The following is a 12,478-nucleotide window of genomic DNA, read 5'->3' as shown; positions in this document are numbered from 1 at the left end:
GAGCGGCCGCCCCTTCCCTGCCCCCAGGCGCAGGATGCGTATGAGGAGCGGCCGCCGATTGAGGGGCTACGACGGTGCGCGGCCCGGCTTGCCTTCCGCAGTAGTGGCTCGCAGGTCCGCCAGCAGCTCGGCCTGCCCGGTCAGCACCCCGGTCAGGATGGTGCGTGCCACCTTCAGCAGCTCCGCCACATCAGGACTGGTCAACGAGTAATAAACGGTCGACCCCTCCTTGCGGGTTACGACCAGATTCGCTCTTCGGAGAACCGCGAGTTGCTGGGACAGATTCGCCGGCTCCACATCCATCTGCGCCAGCATTTCCGAGACCGCATGCTCACGCTCGCTCAACAGCTCCAGCACCCGAATCCGCACCGGGTGCCCCAGGGTCTTGAAGAACTCCGCCTTCAGCTGATACAGCGGCGCGCTCACCGGACCGGCCTCCAGCCAGTCCTCGACGGCCACAGTGACCGCTCTCCCACGCATCCCGCCCACCCATTCGTCAACGTCATGCGGCCATCCTCGCCGAGCTTGCCCGGCATCAGGACCTCGCGAGTTGCTAAAGTTAGCAACTTCAGAAGTCCTTGGAGGGAGATTCGTGCGGATCACACCCCTGCGCGGCGCGGGCGCCACTCTCCTCAAATGCCCCGACTGCGGCCTGACCTGCCACGCTGCCGCCCTGGACACGCACCGCCACTGCCCCGGCTGCGGACACGAACGAGTGATCCGGCTGAATCTCGCCCGGGGCGGCCGTGGTGCCGTGGCCGTCACGTCCCTCAACCGTCAAGCGCGGCCATGAGCCTGGACTGGCAGGACGCCACCCATCGCGGCGTGACCGTCCTGACGCTGACCGGCCACCTCGACGGCGAAGCCACCGCCCGCTTCGTCGGCGCCATCGGGTGGATCCAGGCCCGCAACTCCGGACGGGTCCTTCTGGACCTGACCGGCCTGGTCAGCTGGAGCACCGACGGCGAAGCCGCCGTGCTGGACGCCGCTCGCCGCCTCGGTACTCAGGAACAACCTCTCGCCCTATGCGGCATAGGGGACCTGCCCACAACCGCCCTTACCGGCAACCAGGCCATCCCACTGGGCATCTACCCCGACCTCGACACCGCCCTGGGCTCCCTCACTCCCCAGGGTTGAAAACCTCCTCCCTCCATGGAGAGAGGAGAGGGGGCCATGCCCGGCAGCGACCTGCTCACATCGCTGCCGGGCCTCTGGGCAGGAGCCTGGGTACGTCCGGCAGAGCTGCCCGCTGCGGATGGGGCGGGTGTCGGTGCCGACCGGCACGCTGCACGCCATGACACCGTGGAGCCTCATCGATATCGACCCTGCCTTCCTCGCGAGTTGGGCCGCCGACACCTGCTCCCCCGACGACGACTGGCAGCCAAGCAACCCCGCCCAACCGTGCCTGACAGCTCCATCTGCCAAGCGACAGCGCCGAGATAACCGGACCTCACACCGGAGGTAGCGCACGAGCCACAATCACGGGCAGGCCCTCCTCATGCAACCCCTCGCATGGACGGTCCGCCTGGCAGAAGAACCCCTTCCGTCGGCACGCCCGGCACCCCAGCGGGGCAGCCACAGTGACGCCGTAGAGGCCCGGTGTCACGCTCAGAACCTGTTCCCACGTCACCCCCAATCCACAACACCCCCGGCACTGAAGATGGGGCCGGAGCACATCACGCCCATGCCCATCAGTACCGAGCGCCCTCCTTCGCAGTGGGGTGGCAGGCCAGGGCGGCGTCTAGGTCGTGATGCACGGGTAGGGGCGGGCACGTCTCATCCGGGACCAGGGATCCGTCCGCGGGAATCGCGGCCAGTTCCAACGTCCTGCCGTGTGCGGACAGTTGCCGGGCAGCATCGACGATCGCGGCCTGCCCCGCCGGCGTCCAGCCCTCCAACGCGGTCAGGTCCAAGACCACCGGGCCCCTCCCCCGGGCCAACGCCCAGGCGACCGCTCCACCGAACCGGCTCGTGTCCTCATGGTCGAGACGACCGGCCAATGACAGGATTCCCAAGTGGCCGTGGGTGGTGTAGTGCCACTGGATCGTCATGGTGTCTGTCCACATCTTCTCTTCTACAGGCCGATGAGGCCAGGTCACAACGGTAGCGTGATCCATACGCTCTTGCCGACGCCATCCGCGTCCGGCCGTACCGTCCAGGTGCCGCCCCACTCGACGGTGAGCTCGGCGACGGTGGCCAGACCTCCGGGGCTCTGCGGGAAACTGCGCGGATCGGGTACGTAGGGGTCGCGATCGTGTACGGCGAAGGCGATCACGTCGGCGCCTGCTGCGTAGGTGACCGTGATCTGAGGCGAGTACTCAGCGGCGTGCTGGACGCTATTGGTGACCAGCTCGCTGAGCACCAGCAGGGCCGGCCCCAGGACGGGATGACCGAGGTTGATGCGCCAGCCCGCATAGGTCAGTTCGGCCGTTTCGCGGGCCAGCCGGACTGAGGCGGGAACATTCGGCGCAACGAGCACAGAGCGCATCGGCAGGGCAATTGGCTGGGCGGTCACCGGGACGAGGGCCTTCCTGCGCCGGGCGGCGCTTCGGCGGGACCGGCGGCGTGCGCGAAGCGGTAGCCGTTGACGGTCTGCGGGTGGATGCGCAGCAGTGTGTCGTGCGGGCCGTGGGACCAGCCTGTCAGGGTGCGCCGGTAGTGGGCGACCTCGCCCTGCTCGGTGATGACCTCGGCCGGTCCGGAGGCGGTCACCGCCCAGCCGGTGCCGGTTGTCGGGTGGATGTGGTCTGCGTGGTAGGTGACGGTGCCCCGCCCTGTGAGGGCAGCAGCCGGGAGCGGCGTGCGGACGATCAGGCGCCCGTACTCCAGAACGTGGGAGGCGGGGCGCACGGCGGTCACTTCCCGCTGCTCGTACATCAGCCGTCCCTGGGTAGTGCCTGCGAGCAGGTAGAGGGCTTCCTCGCCGGAAATGTCGAGCATGCGGCGCGCGGCGGTGGGCGGGGTGGTCATCGGGGGGACTCCTCGGTGATCACGGGGACGGGGGCGGTCTTTTGGGCGGGGATCGGGAGGAGCCCGGCGCACTGCAGGTGGGCGCGAGCGCCGGCGATGGCCTCGGGGGTGGTGGCGTACTCCCGGCCCTCGTGGCGCAGCAGCTCCAACGCGCCGACGGAGTACAGGACTTGGCGCTGGCCGGGCCGTATTCCTGAGGTCATCACGACGATGCCGCGCCGGTTCAGTTTCTCCACGGCATCCTTGAGGACGAGCGCGCCGGTGGCATCGATGGTCGTCACCCGCGACATGCGCAGGATCACCACCCGTACGTCGGCTACTTTCGCCAGTTCCAGCAGGAAGCGGTGGGCGCCGGCGAAGAACAGCGGCCCGTCGATCCGGTACGCGACAGTGTGCTCGGCCAGCAGTGCGTGCTCCTCCTCGCTGTCTGCGCCCGGGAGGTGTGGTGCGAAGGAGACCTGTTCCATGCGGGCCTGCTTGGCCACCGCGCGCAGCGCCAGCGCGCCGGCCACCACCAGGCCGATGATGACCGCGTAGACCAGGTCCAGGGCGAGGGTGGCCACAGCGGTCAGCACCAGGACGATGGCGTCCGAGCGGGTTGCCCGCGCCATCGCCCGCAGCGTGCCGACTTCGACCATGCGGACCGCGGTCGCCAGCAGCACGCCCGCCAGTGCGGCCAGCGGGATCTTGGAGACCAGCGGTGCAGCTGCGAAGACGATCACGGCGAGGAGGGCGGCGTGGGTGAGGGCGGCGAGCCGGGAGCCCGCGCCGGTGCGCACGTTGACGGCGGTACGGGCGATGGCGCCGGTGGCCGGGACGCCGCCGAACAGCGGGGCGGCGAGGTTGGCCAGGCCCTGCCCGAACAGCTCCTTGTCCGGATCATGCTTCTGCCCAACCGTCATGCCGTCCGCCACCGACGCCGACAGCAGCGACTCCAGCGCGGCCAGCGCCGCCACCGCCACCGCAGGGGCGAGCAGGGAGCCGAGCGCGCCCGGGTCGAGGAAGGACAGCGACGGTGCGGGCAGGCCAGCCGGAAGGTCACCGATCGGCTTCGCGGCGTCCAGGTGGAAGAGCTGCGCAGCAAGGGTCGCGGCGATCACCGCGACGATCGAGAAAGGGATGGTCGGCCGCCATCGGGCACCGATCAGCATGATCGCGGCCACGGCGAGCGCGAGTCCGACGGCCGTCCAGTTGGGGTGCCCTACGAACTCCTCGACCGCGCGCCAGGCCACCACCAGGACCTTGTCACCCTCCGGCTTGGCCACACCCAACGCGCCTGGTACCTGCTGCAGCCCGATCACGCAGGCGATCCCGAGCGTGAAGCCCTCCACCACCGGCGCGGGCACGTACTGCATATACCGACCGGCCCGCGACACGGCGAGGGCGATCAACATCAGCCCGGCGATCAGCCCGACGGTGAGCACACCGCCTGGCCCGTACTGCGCGACGATCGGGACGAGGACCACAGTCATCGCCCCGGTCGGCCCGGACACCTGCAGGTTCGAACCACCGAAGAGTGCGGCCAAGGCGCCCGCGACCACCGCGGTCGCCAGCCCGGCCTCCGCCCCCAGCCCCGAGGAGACACCGAAACCCAGCGCAAGGGGCAGGGCCACGATGGCCACGGTCAGGCCGGCCAGCAGATCCCGCCGTGGGTTACGACCCATCGCCGCCAGATCAGCGTGACCAGGCAGCAGAGAACGGACCAGGGCCCAGGCCCGGCCCAGCGGTGAAGTGCTCACTGTGCGGCGCCCTCGGCTTCCCGCAACTCGGCCAGCAGCTCGTTCCGCCCGGCCAGCAGCTCGGTGAGGATCCGCCTCGCCGCCCGCATCAGCTCCGCGACATCGCCGCCCGCGAGCTCGTAGACGACGGTGGAGCCCTCGCGCGTGGAGGTGACGATGCCCGAGCGGCGCAGCACCGCCAACTGCTGCGACAGCGCCGCCGGCTCTATCTCGATCTCCGCAAGCAGACCCCGAACCGGCATCGGCCCGTCCTGCAGCAGCTCCAGCACACGGATACGCACCGGATGCCCCAGCATCCGGAAGAATTCGGCCTTGGCCTGATACAGCGGGACCAGCACGAACGCCCTCGATCACTCAATAAACAACCCCACCCTCGGCGAGGCACTCCTTAGGCGTCGTGCCCGCGGCTACTACGGACACGACCGCTACAGCATGTAGGCAATTGCATATTTTCGCAATTCACGATCCAGCCGCGACCTCAAATACACTGTCTCCGTGACCGAGAACCTGCCGCCGTGCCCTGAGTGCTCCAGCGTGTACACCTACGAGATGGGCACGCTCCTGATCTGCCCCGAGTGCGGGCACGAGTGGTCACGCGCATCCGCTGAACCCGCCAATGACACCGGGGACAAGATGATCCGGGATGCAGTCGGGAACGTCCTCGCAGACGGCGACTCGGTAACCGTGATCAAGACCCTGAAGGTCAAAGGCAGCCCCACCGGGATCAAGGCGGGCACCAAGGTGCGCAACATCCGCCTCGTGGACGGAGTGGACGGCCACGACATCGACTGCAAGATCGACGGGTTCGGCTCCATGCAGCTCAAATCCAGCGTGGTCAAGAAGTCCTGATCTGGCACTTCATCATTCATAGCGGCACGACCGTTCCGTCGACACGAACCTCACCCGGTACGTACGTCTCCATGCGGTTCCCCCGCTGCGCGGGAATCGCTGATCAGCCGATCAGGAGGGGTTGACGGGGGGCAGGTTGCTTCGGCCTTCGCCTGCTTGGTGTACCCCAGGCCCTTCATCTGGACCAAGACCGCCGAGGAGATCCTCGAGTCCCTCGCCCAATCCTGCCGACGGGTCTCCAGCGCAGGACACTAGCGTCGGGGCGGCCGTCCTTCGACGATGGCGGCTATGCCGTCGAGAAGGGGGCCCAGGCCGAACTCGAACAGTTCATCGAGGCGCAGGTCGTAGCCGTCCTTGAAAGCCCCGACCACCTTGGAGAACACCGGGTACCGGGCCGATGTGACGATGGCATCCATGGCGGGGGCCTGGCGGTCCATCCACTGGTCCTCGGTCAGGCCGGTGGCGGCTTCGGCTTGGGCCTCCTGTTCCAGGTTGACCGCCAGGCCCTGAATGTAGCTGTAGAGGAGAATGTGCAGGTCGAGCACGGTCTTCGGGGCCAGGCCGTGGCCGTCCAGGGCGCCGAGCGCCCATTCGGCATGGACCATCAGGTTGGGCAGCATCAAGGGGCGGGTGAGCGGGCTGAGCTGCGCCAGCCACGGATGTTTGCGGAAGACCGTCCATAGGGTGTGCGCGCCGAGTTCGAGGCGGGCTCGCCAGCCGTCGGGGGGCGTGGCGGGGTAGGCGCCCTCGCTGAAGGCTGCATCGGCCATCAGCAGCACCAGGTCGTCCTTGCCGGTGACGTAGCGGTAAGGGGACATGGCGGCCACGTCGAGCCGGGCGGCGACTCCACGCATGGTCAGTGCGGCCAGCCCTTCAGCGTCCGCGATCTCGATGGCGGCCCGGACGATCCGTTCACGGGTCAGCTCGTGGTCGGAGAGGGTATCGCCCCGGGCGGAGGAGCCTCGTCGCTTCGGCGGTACGGGTGCAGGGGCGGCCACAACGGTGCCGACACGGGGGCGGGCCTCCACGACCCCCTCACGACCCAGGGTGGTCAGCACCTTGGCCGCGGTGGCAAGTGCGACGCCCCACTCCCTGGAGATCTGACGGGCGGAGGGAACCCGGTCACCTGGGGCGAGTTCGCCGTCCGCGATGCGCCGCCTGATCTCGGCGGCGATGCGCAGATAGGGCGGATGCGTTTCCACAGCCATGGCCCGGTCCTGCCTCCATCCATTCCCGGCGTTGTCCGCCTGGCCTTTCCCCGACTTTTTCTCGGGCCCCTCGGACCTGTACTAGTACAGAACCTAGCAGCATCGATGCCGCCGATCAGGCTCCTGAACTAGAACAGACGCCCCTGTAAGGGCAGTTGGCAGCACTGCGCGTACGTCGTACATTCAGTCGCGTACATCGCACGAAGGGGGCTTCACCATGCAGACCGTACTCATCTCCGGCGGCGGCATCGCCGGATCCGCGCTCGCCTGTCTACTGCGCCATCGCGGCTTCGCGCCCACTGTCGTCGAGCGCGCCCCCGGCCTGCGCCGGGGCGGCCAGGCCGTGGACATCCGTGGTGTCGCGCTCGACGTCGTCGCCCGGGTGGGCCTGCTGGAGCGGGCGCGGCAGGTCCGTACCCGGATGCGCGGGATGTCGCTGCTCGACGCCGACGGCAACGAGATCGAGCGGTCCACCGAAGCGACCTACAGCAGCGGCCGACTGGACAGCGACGACATCGAGTTGCTGCGCGAGGAACTGGTGCAGATGCTGTACGAGGGCGCCTTCGACGACGTGGAGTATGTCTTCGGGGACAGCATCACGGCGCTCGAACAGGATGAGCGCGAGGCGCGGGTGCACTTCGCGCACGCGGCTCCCCGTGCCTTCGACCTGGTGGTGGGAGCCGACGGCCTGCATTCGACCGTGCGGCGGCTGGTCTTCGGACCGGAAGAGGACTTCGCCCACCACCTGGGCAGCTATGTGGCGGTCTTCAGCGCGGACAACTTCCTCGGCCTGGACAACTGGCAGGTCTGGCTCAGGGACGGGGATGCCGGCTTCGGCATCATGCCCGTACGCGACAACACCGAGCTGAGAATCGCCTTCGGGTTCCAGTCCGAGCCGCTCGACGGTGACCACCGCGACACCGACTGGCTCCGTCAGACCGTCGCCGACCGGCTCGCCTCCCTGCGCTGGGAAACGACGAGATTGACGAAGGCAGCATGGGAAGCGCCCGACTTCTTCTGCGACGCGATGGCCCAGATCCGGATGGAACGCTGGTCTCACGGCCGGACCGTGCTCCTTGGGGACGCCGGATACTGTGCGTCCCCACTGTCGGTCAGGGGACCAGCGTGGCCCTCGTCGCCGCCCACGTACTGGCCGACGCCCTCGGCCAGGCAGCGGGCGACCACCGCGCCGCGTTCACCCGCTACGAAGAACGCATGCGGCCCTTCGTCGCCCTCAACCAGGCGCTGGCGACCGAGAACCCCGGCGGCCCGGCCTCCGAGGGGTCCGTCACACGGGCCAAGAACGCCATCTCACTCGACCACTGATCCACGAACCCCAATGGGCGAGGGGTGACACCCTCGCCACCTGGGGCGGTTGACAGCCCTCCGCCAGTTCCACAGCGGCGCGATCGTCCGCGCTTCCCTGGCTACTTCCGGTTCGGCAAGGATGTCGCGGGTCACCAGGCGTTTCAGCTTGGCTCGGGTGTTTTCGGCGTGCCGTGGCTCGCTGCCGGAGCCAAGCGCGATGGCCATCGGGGAGCTGTCCCGCCCCGGCGTAGCGCCTCGGCCGTGTATGAGGATCAGTTCCAGGAGGTGCCGGCCGGCTCCTCGATCGTGGTGTTGAGGCGGTTGAAGAAGTTGGTGAGGCTGATCATCAGGATGATCGCGGAGAGCTTCTCCTCGTTGAAGTGGTCCGCTGCCTCGTCCCAGATCGCGTCGGGGACGGCTTTGCCGGAGCGGTCGGCGATCCGGGTGGCAGCCTCGGTCAGCGCAAGGGCCGCGCGCTCTTCGTCGGAGAAGAACGGGGCCTCGCGCCAGGCAGCCACCGCGTGCAGCCGCTCGTCGGTCTCCCCGTGCTTCTTGGCGCCCTCGACGCCGGCGAACATGCAGGCGCTACAGCCGTTGATCTGGCTGGCACGCAGGTGGACCAGTTCCAGGATCTGCGGCGCGACGCCGCCCTGGTACATGGCCTTGTAGATGTTCTGGATGCCCTTCATGGCGTCCGGCAGAACCATCGCGGGGTTCTTCATGCGGGCGGTGGTCGTGATGTTGGCGTTCGACATGGTGTTTCCTCTTCATCGGTTAGCGTCCGTCACTGGACCGACGGATCCCGACGTGAGGACGTGACAGGTGAGCGAGGAAATTCTTCTGGCCCAGCGTTTCGAGGCGGAGCGGCCCCAACTGCGTTCGGTGGCCTACCGGATGCTGGGGTCGCTCGCCGAGTCCGAGGACGCCGTCCAGGAGGCGTGGCTCAAGCTCAGCCGCACCGACGTGAGCGACGTGAAGAACCTCGGAGCCTGGCTCACCACGGTCGTCGGCCGGGTCTGCCTGGACATGCTGCGCTCCCGCACCTCGCGCCGCGAGGACCCGCTCCCCGAGCAGGAGGGACAGGCCCGGATACCGGATCCGGTCGTCAGCGGCCTGGCCACGGTCGACCCCGAGCAGGAGATCCTGGTCGCGGACTCGGTCGGCATCGCCCTCATGATCGTGCTGGAGACCCTCTCCCCCGCCGAGCGGCTGGCCTTCGTCCTGCACGACATGTTCGACGTGCCCTTCGACGAGATCGCGCCCGTCCTGGGCCGGACCTCCGCCTCCACCCGGCAGCTCGCCAGCCGCGCCCGCCGCCGCGTCCAGGACGCCGCCCCGCCCGCCGACCCGGACACCACGCGCAAGCGCCAGGTCGTCAACGCGTTCCTGACCGCCTCCCGCGGCGGTGACTTCGAGGCGCTGCTGACCGTCCTCGACCCCGAGGTGGTGGCGCGCTCCGACGGCGGCACGCTCGTCCCCAACGTTCTGCGGCGCGGCGCGGCCGACGTGGCGTCCCAGGCGATCACCTTCGCCCGCTTCGCGGCCAACGCCCGCCTGGTACTGGTCAACGGCACTCCCGGGGTGGTGTCGTTCGCCGAAGGCCGACCGCTGTCGGTCATGTCGTTCACCATCCGGGACGGCCGGATCGCCGCACTGGACATCCTCACCGACCCCTCACGCCTGACCGCCCTCGACCTGACCGCCTGACCGCTGCACGCCCCGCCGCGGTGACCGATCGGCCACCGCGGCGGAACCTGCGCCGGTGGGCCACGCGCTGCCGTGTCACCGAAGCGGAACCCTGTCTGCGCTTCGCCCACGAGGTGACGGCGACACCGCTCGCCGTCCCCATTTCGCACCGGCAGCACGACATCGCGCCCACCAAGGAGGGCCGCACCGTCACCGAGACCAACTGGATGCGCCTGCCCCTGTAGTTCATCCCCGCCGCCGTCCTCACCACCGGTGTGCTCGATCGCAAGGGAGCCAACGGCGCCCTCATCAGCACCACCCTTGACCGCCTCAGGCCACCTGGAAAATCGCGACCATGGGGACGGTGGCCGTGCACCGAGATCCCCCCGGCACCGGAGGTTCCCGGGCCACTCGATAGCCAGACCGCTGTTCAGGCTGATCAGGGCAGTCCAGGGTGGCCGACAGGCCAGCGCGAAGCGCCGCCGCAGGCGCCCTTGACGGACCGGACCAGTCGCACACTCAGCAGTCTGGCGGCCCATGCCGGGCTCAGCCCAGGTGGGGAATTACGCCGACAGGATCATGCAGATGGTGGGGAATTACGCCGTCACTGACAGGTCCGAACGTCGCCGCTTGTGCCCCGGCTCCCGGGGGGCCAGTGCCTGACCTTCGTCGCGGCGCTGGACGCGGGCTCCAGTGGCGTCGGCGCTGTTGTGCGCCAGGCTCGCACGCTACGCGCTCCCCTCACCCGTCTGGCTGAATGCAGGCGGTCCGCCCACAATCCTGGCAGCGGGGAAATCACCAATTCGCTAAGGAGGTTGATGTGCGTCGGCTACGGCACTTGAGGGCGCCTCTGGCAGCCCTGATGATCAGCGTCTTCGCATCGGCAATGGGCTTTGCTCCACAGGCTTCGGCAGCCCCCGCGAGTGCACCGACCCTTCCCGGCCCGTGCACCCAGAATGCCGATGGCAGCATCACGTGCAGCAGCGGCGTGATCACCGTCCCAGGAGTTGGCAGCGCCACGTGCACTGGGACCTTTGGCGTTTCCGGTACCACGCTGTCGGCTACCGGCACCTGCTCCGGCAGCGGCGCTGCCAGCTCGCTCACTGGTTCGTTCACCACCATGGGATCCGGCTCCATCAGCGCCGGCCCGCCTCCGATCATCACCGGAAGCGGCACCACAACTACCACAAGTTCATCTGGCGGTACCCACACGTGCAGCACCACCGTTAACAGCGGAGCCATTCCGCCGTTCACAATCACCTGCACCTGAAAGGCGCGACACGGCGCAGCGCCGCTGCATTGGCCGTGCTGTCCCAGGAGGCGTGGCTCTCACCCTGCGACAAGGTGAGGGCCACGCTTGAGCGTTCGGTGTTCACCGCCTGTGTGAGCCTTCGCCGATAGGAACGGCTGCTCCCAACCCCGCCGGCGTGATCAGCGGATTCAGCTCGACCGACCGGGCCGAACTGCACGAGCTGCCGCAACGGACCGTCACGATTACCGCAACGTCACAAACCGGCCCCTGCCGCTGGCCCCCTCTGCCCCTGGATGGTTTTCCGGGTGCCTGCGTGCGCAGCGGTCACGAAGGGACGTTGTGGGCGGTCATCGTGAATTGGCTCTGGCGCGAGTCCCGTGAAAGCCGTCGTGGTGATCTTCAGGACGCGAGGAGCACCCACTTGTGGTGATCGAGCATCAGGGCTCCAACGGCTCAGGACAGCTCAGTCTGGTTTCGGCCGGGATCGCAGGTGCCGCATTTGGGCGTGGCTGAGGTCGTGTGCCCGTCGCATGTGCCGGGTGATCACCTCAAGCTCGTCCTCGGTGTGATCGTCGAGGAGTGCCTGCCAGGTCTGGCCGAGGTCGCCCCACACCGCGGTGACGCGGGCGATGCGCTCCGGCACCGGGGTGACCAGCACGCGGCGGCGGTCCTGCTGGTCGGGTGAGCGGACCACGTAGCCGTCACGTTCGAGCCGGTCGACCAGTCGCGTGGCCGAGCCTGTGGTCAGGCCCGTCATGTCGGCGATCTGCTTGACCGCCAGCGGTCCGGGCTCTGCCGTCAGCAGGCTCAGACACTGCACGTCGGTTGGATGCAGTCCGAAACCTCCTCCAGGACACTCCCGAGATCACCGATACCGAAGTCCTGTCGACCCTCGCCGCCAACGCCGACATCGCCACGCTGACCGGCGCCATCGACACGGTTCTCGCCGACGGCTGGGCGGACCGTCCCGCGCCTGACCGGCTCATCCTCACCCCTGGCGGTAGTCGGCGTCTGACCGACGCGGCTGCGCGTGTCGACGCGTTCCGCGAGCTGTCCATGACCGGCATCTCCCTGGACAAGTACCGCACAACCGTCCGCGTCCTTGAACGCATGAGCCGCAACCTGGAAACCGCCAGGTGCTGTACGGACAGCGCCTTCCAACAAGGTCGAACGAAGGTAGGCCCGATCTAGGACACAAGCCGTCCCAGATCGGATGGGAGGCGGGTGAACCCTACGCACCACACAGGACGAATGCCAGGTCAGTTGACTGGCCCATCCATCACCTCGGCAGATTCCGGGCGGTAGTTGGGGCACCTGCTCCTGCACTGGCTGGATCGCCAACCAGCCCTGCGAACTGAACTTGGAACAGACCCTACTAATACGGCAACCGCGCCTGGGGGTCATGACCTCGATGTTTGCAGCGGGAACGTCGGCTCGTGCCTGGCTGCGCCTGCGGAAGCCCGACC

Annotated in this window: 15 protein-coding genes; 5 read left to right on the top strand and 10 right to left on the bottom strand. The window is 68.4% G+C overall.

What is annotated here, in order from left to right; all coding sequences use genetic code 11:
- Positions 1 to 66: 66 nt before the first annotated feature.
- On the bottom strand, positions 67 to 426 hold the full coding sequence (locus ACO1BR_RS26840; protein ID WP_426797697.1) for an ArsR/SmtB family transcription factor: 360 nt from the start codon (positions 424 to 426) through the stop codon (positions 67 to 69).
- Between the two features lie 363 nt (positions 427 to 789).
- On the opposite strand from ACO1BR_RS26840, the gene ACO1BR_RS26835 reads away from it, so the two are divergent.
- Entirely contained in the window at positions 790 to 1,137 is a 348-nt protein-coding gene (locus ACO1BR_RS26835; RefSeq protein WP_426797665.1) for an STAS domain-containing protein, read from the top strand.
- Positions 1,138 to 1,691: 554 nt separating this feature from the next.
- On the opposite strand, the gene ACO1BR_RS26830 is transcribed toward ACO1BR_RS26835, so the two are convergent.
- From ACO1BR_RS26830 to ACO1BR_RS26810, 5 genes are all read right to left on the bottom strand, one after another.
- Positions 1,692 to 2,051, bottom strand: coding sequence for an STAS domain-containing protein (locus tag ACO1BR_RS26830; RefSeq protein WP_426797664.1), 360 nt, complete (start codon positions 2,049 to 2,051; stop codon positions 1,692 to 1,694).
- Positions 2,052 to 2,095: 44 nt separating this feature from the next.
- Complete coding sequence (locus tag ACO1BR_RS26825; protein ID WP_426797663.1) at positions 2,096 to 2,515, bottom strand: ATP-binding protein; 420 nt, start codon at positions 2,513 to 2,515, stop codon at positions 2,096 to 2,098.
- Positions 2,512 to 2,970, bottom strand: coding sequence for a pyridoxamine 5'-phosphate oxidase family protein (locus ACO1BR_RS26820; RefSeq protein ID WP_426797662.1), 459 nt, complete (start codon positions 2,968 to 2,970; stop codon positions 2,512 to 2,514). The genes ACO1BR_RS26825 and ACO1BR_RS26820 overlap by 4 nt, the downstream gene beginning before the upstream one ends.
- Positions 2,967 to 4,634 (bottom strand): SulP family inorganic anion transporter, encoded by a 1,668-nt coding sequence (locus ACO1BR_RS26815; protein WP_426797661.1) that lies wholly within the window; start codon positions 4,632 to 4,634, stop codon positions 2,967 to 2,969. The genes ACO1BR_RS26820 and ACO1BR_RS26815 overlap by 4 nt, the downstream gene beginning before the upstream one ends.
- A 71-nt stretch (positions 4,635 to 4,705) precedes the next feature.
- Entirely contained in the window at positions 4,706 to 5,047 is a 342-nt protein-coding gene (locus ACO1BR_RS26810) for an ArsR/SmtB family transcription factor (RefSeq protein WP_426797660.1), read from the bottom strand.
- 157 nt (positions 5,048 to 5,204) lie between these two features.
- Here ACO1BR_RS26810 and ACO1BR_RS26805 point away from each other — a divergent pair, with 157 nt between their 5' ends.
- Positions 5,205 to 5,558, top strand: coding sequence for a zinc ribbon domain-containing protein YjdM (locus ACO1BR_RS26805; RefSeq protein ID WP_426797659.1), 354 nt, complete (start codon positions 5,205 to 5,207; stop codon positions 5,556 to 5,558).
- A gap of 251 nt (positions 5,559 to 5,809) precedes the next feature.
- Here ACO1BR_RS26805 and ACO1BR_RS26800 read toward each other — a convergent pair whose 3' ends face one another.
- Positions 5,810 to 6,766: a TetR/AcrR family transcriptional regulator C-terminal domain-containing protein gene (locus ACO1BR_RS26800; RefSeq protein WP_426797658.1), complete on the bottom strand. Its 957-nt coding sequence runs from the start codon at positions 6,764 to 6,766 to the stop codon at positions 5,810 to 5,812.
- Between the two features lie 217 nt (positions 6,767 to 6,983).
- Between ACO1BR_RS26800 and ACO1BR_RS26795 the strand changes: the two genes are divergently transcribed.
- A complete protein-coding gene (locus ACO1BR_RS26795) occupies positions 6,984 to 8,120 on the top strand; it encodes an FAD-dependent monooxygenase (RefSeq protein ID WP_426797657.1) in 1,137 nt (378 codons plus the stop codon).
- Positions 8,121 to 8,346: 226 nt separating this feature from the next.
- Here ACO1BR_RS26795 and ACO1BR_RS26790 read toward each other — a convergent pair whose 3' ends face one another.
- Positions 8,347 to 8,829, bottom strand: a complete 483-nt coding sequence (locus ACO1BR_RS26790; protein WP_426797656.1) for a carboxymuconolactone decarboxylase family protein — start codon at positions 8,827 to 8,829, stop codon at positions 8,347 to 8,349.
- Between the two features lie 67 nt (positions 8,830 to 8,896).
- Between ACO1BR_RS26790 and ACO1BR_RS26785 the strand changes: the two genes are divergently transcribed.
- A complete protein-coding gene (locus ACO1BR_RS26785; protein ID WP_426797655.1) occupies positions 8,897 to 9,781 on the top strand; it encodes a sigma-70 family RNA polymerase sigma factor in 885 nt (294 codons plus the stop codon).
- 774 nt (positions 9,782 to 10,555) lie between these two features.
- Here the strand turns inward: ACO1BR_RS26785 and ACO1BR_RS26780 are convergent.
- On the bottom strand, positions 10,556 to 10,984 hold the full coding sequence (locus ACO1BR_RS26780; RefSeq protein ID WP_426797654.1) for a hypothetical protein: 429 nt from the start codon (positions 10,982 to 10,984) through the stop codon (positions 10,556 to 10,558).
- 491 nt (positions 10,985 to 11,475) lie between these two features.
- Positions 11,476 to 11,832: a MarR family winged helix-turn-helix transcriptional regulator gene (locus tag ACO1BR_RS26775; protein WP_426797653.1), complete on the bottom strand. Its 357-nt coding sequence runs from the start codon at positions 11,830 to 11,832 to the stop codon at positions 11,476 to 11,478.
- A 5-nt stretch (positions 11,833 to 11,837) separates the two neighbouring features.
- On the opposite strand from ACO1BR_RS26775, the gene ACO1BR_RS26770 reads away from it, so the two are divergent.
- Positions 11,838 to 12,203 carry a MarR family winged helix-turn-helix transcriptional regulator gene (locus tag ACO1BR_RS26770; protein WP_426797652.1) on the top strand — a complete coding sequence of 122 codons (366 nt, stop codon included), beginning with the start codon at positions 11,838 to 11,840 and terminating at the stop codon, positions 12,201 to 12,203.
- The last annotated feature ends 275 nt before the right edge of the window (positions 12,204 to 12,478 follow it).

Origin of the sequence: Streptomyces sp. YGL11-2, from assembly GCF_050054615.1 — a bacterium.
In the GTDB taxonomy this organism is placed as follows: domain Bacteria; phylum Actinomycetota; class Actinomycetes; order Streptomycetales; family Streptomycetaceae; genus Streptomyces.
Note: the sequence above shows the minus strand (reverse complement) of the source record. Positions and strands in the feature narration are given on the sequence as shown.

Excerpts from the sequence above, each read along its gene's own strand:
- ACO1BR_RS26835 (WP_426797665.1), top strand. The coding sequence starts at position 790 with ATGAGCCTGGACTGGCAGGACGCCACCCATCGCGGCGTGACCGTCCTG.
- ACO1BR_RS26830 (WP_426797664.1), bottom strand. The coding sequence starts at position 2,051 with ATGACGATCCAGTGGCACTACACCACCCACGGCCACTTGGGAATCCTG.
- ACO1BR_RS26820 (WP_426797662.1), bottom strand. The coding sequence starts at position 2,970 with ATGACCACCCCGCCCACCGCCGCGCGCCGCATGCTCGACATTTCCGGC.
- ACO1BR_RS26815 (WP_426797661.1), bottom strand. The coding sequence starts at position 4,634 with ATGGGTCGTAACCCACGGCGGGATCTGCTGGCCGGCCTGACCGTGGCC.
- ACO1BR_RS26800 (WP_426797658.1), bottom strand. The coding sequence starts at position 6,766 with ATGGCTGTGGAAACGCATCCGCCCTATCTGCGCATCGCCGCCGAGATC.
- ACO1BR_RS26795 (WP_426797657.1), top strand. The coding sequence starts at position 6,984 with ATGCAGACCGTACTCATCTCCGGCGGCGGCATCGCCGGATCCGCGCTC.
- ACO1BR_RS26790 (WP_426797656.1), bottom strand. The coding sequence starts at position 8,829 with ATGTCGAACGCCAACATCACGACCACCGCCCGCATGAAGAACCCCGCG.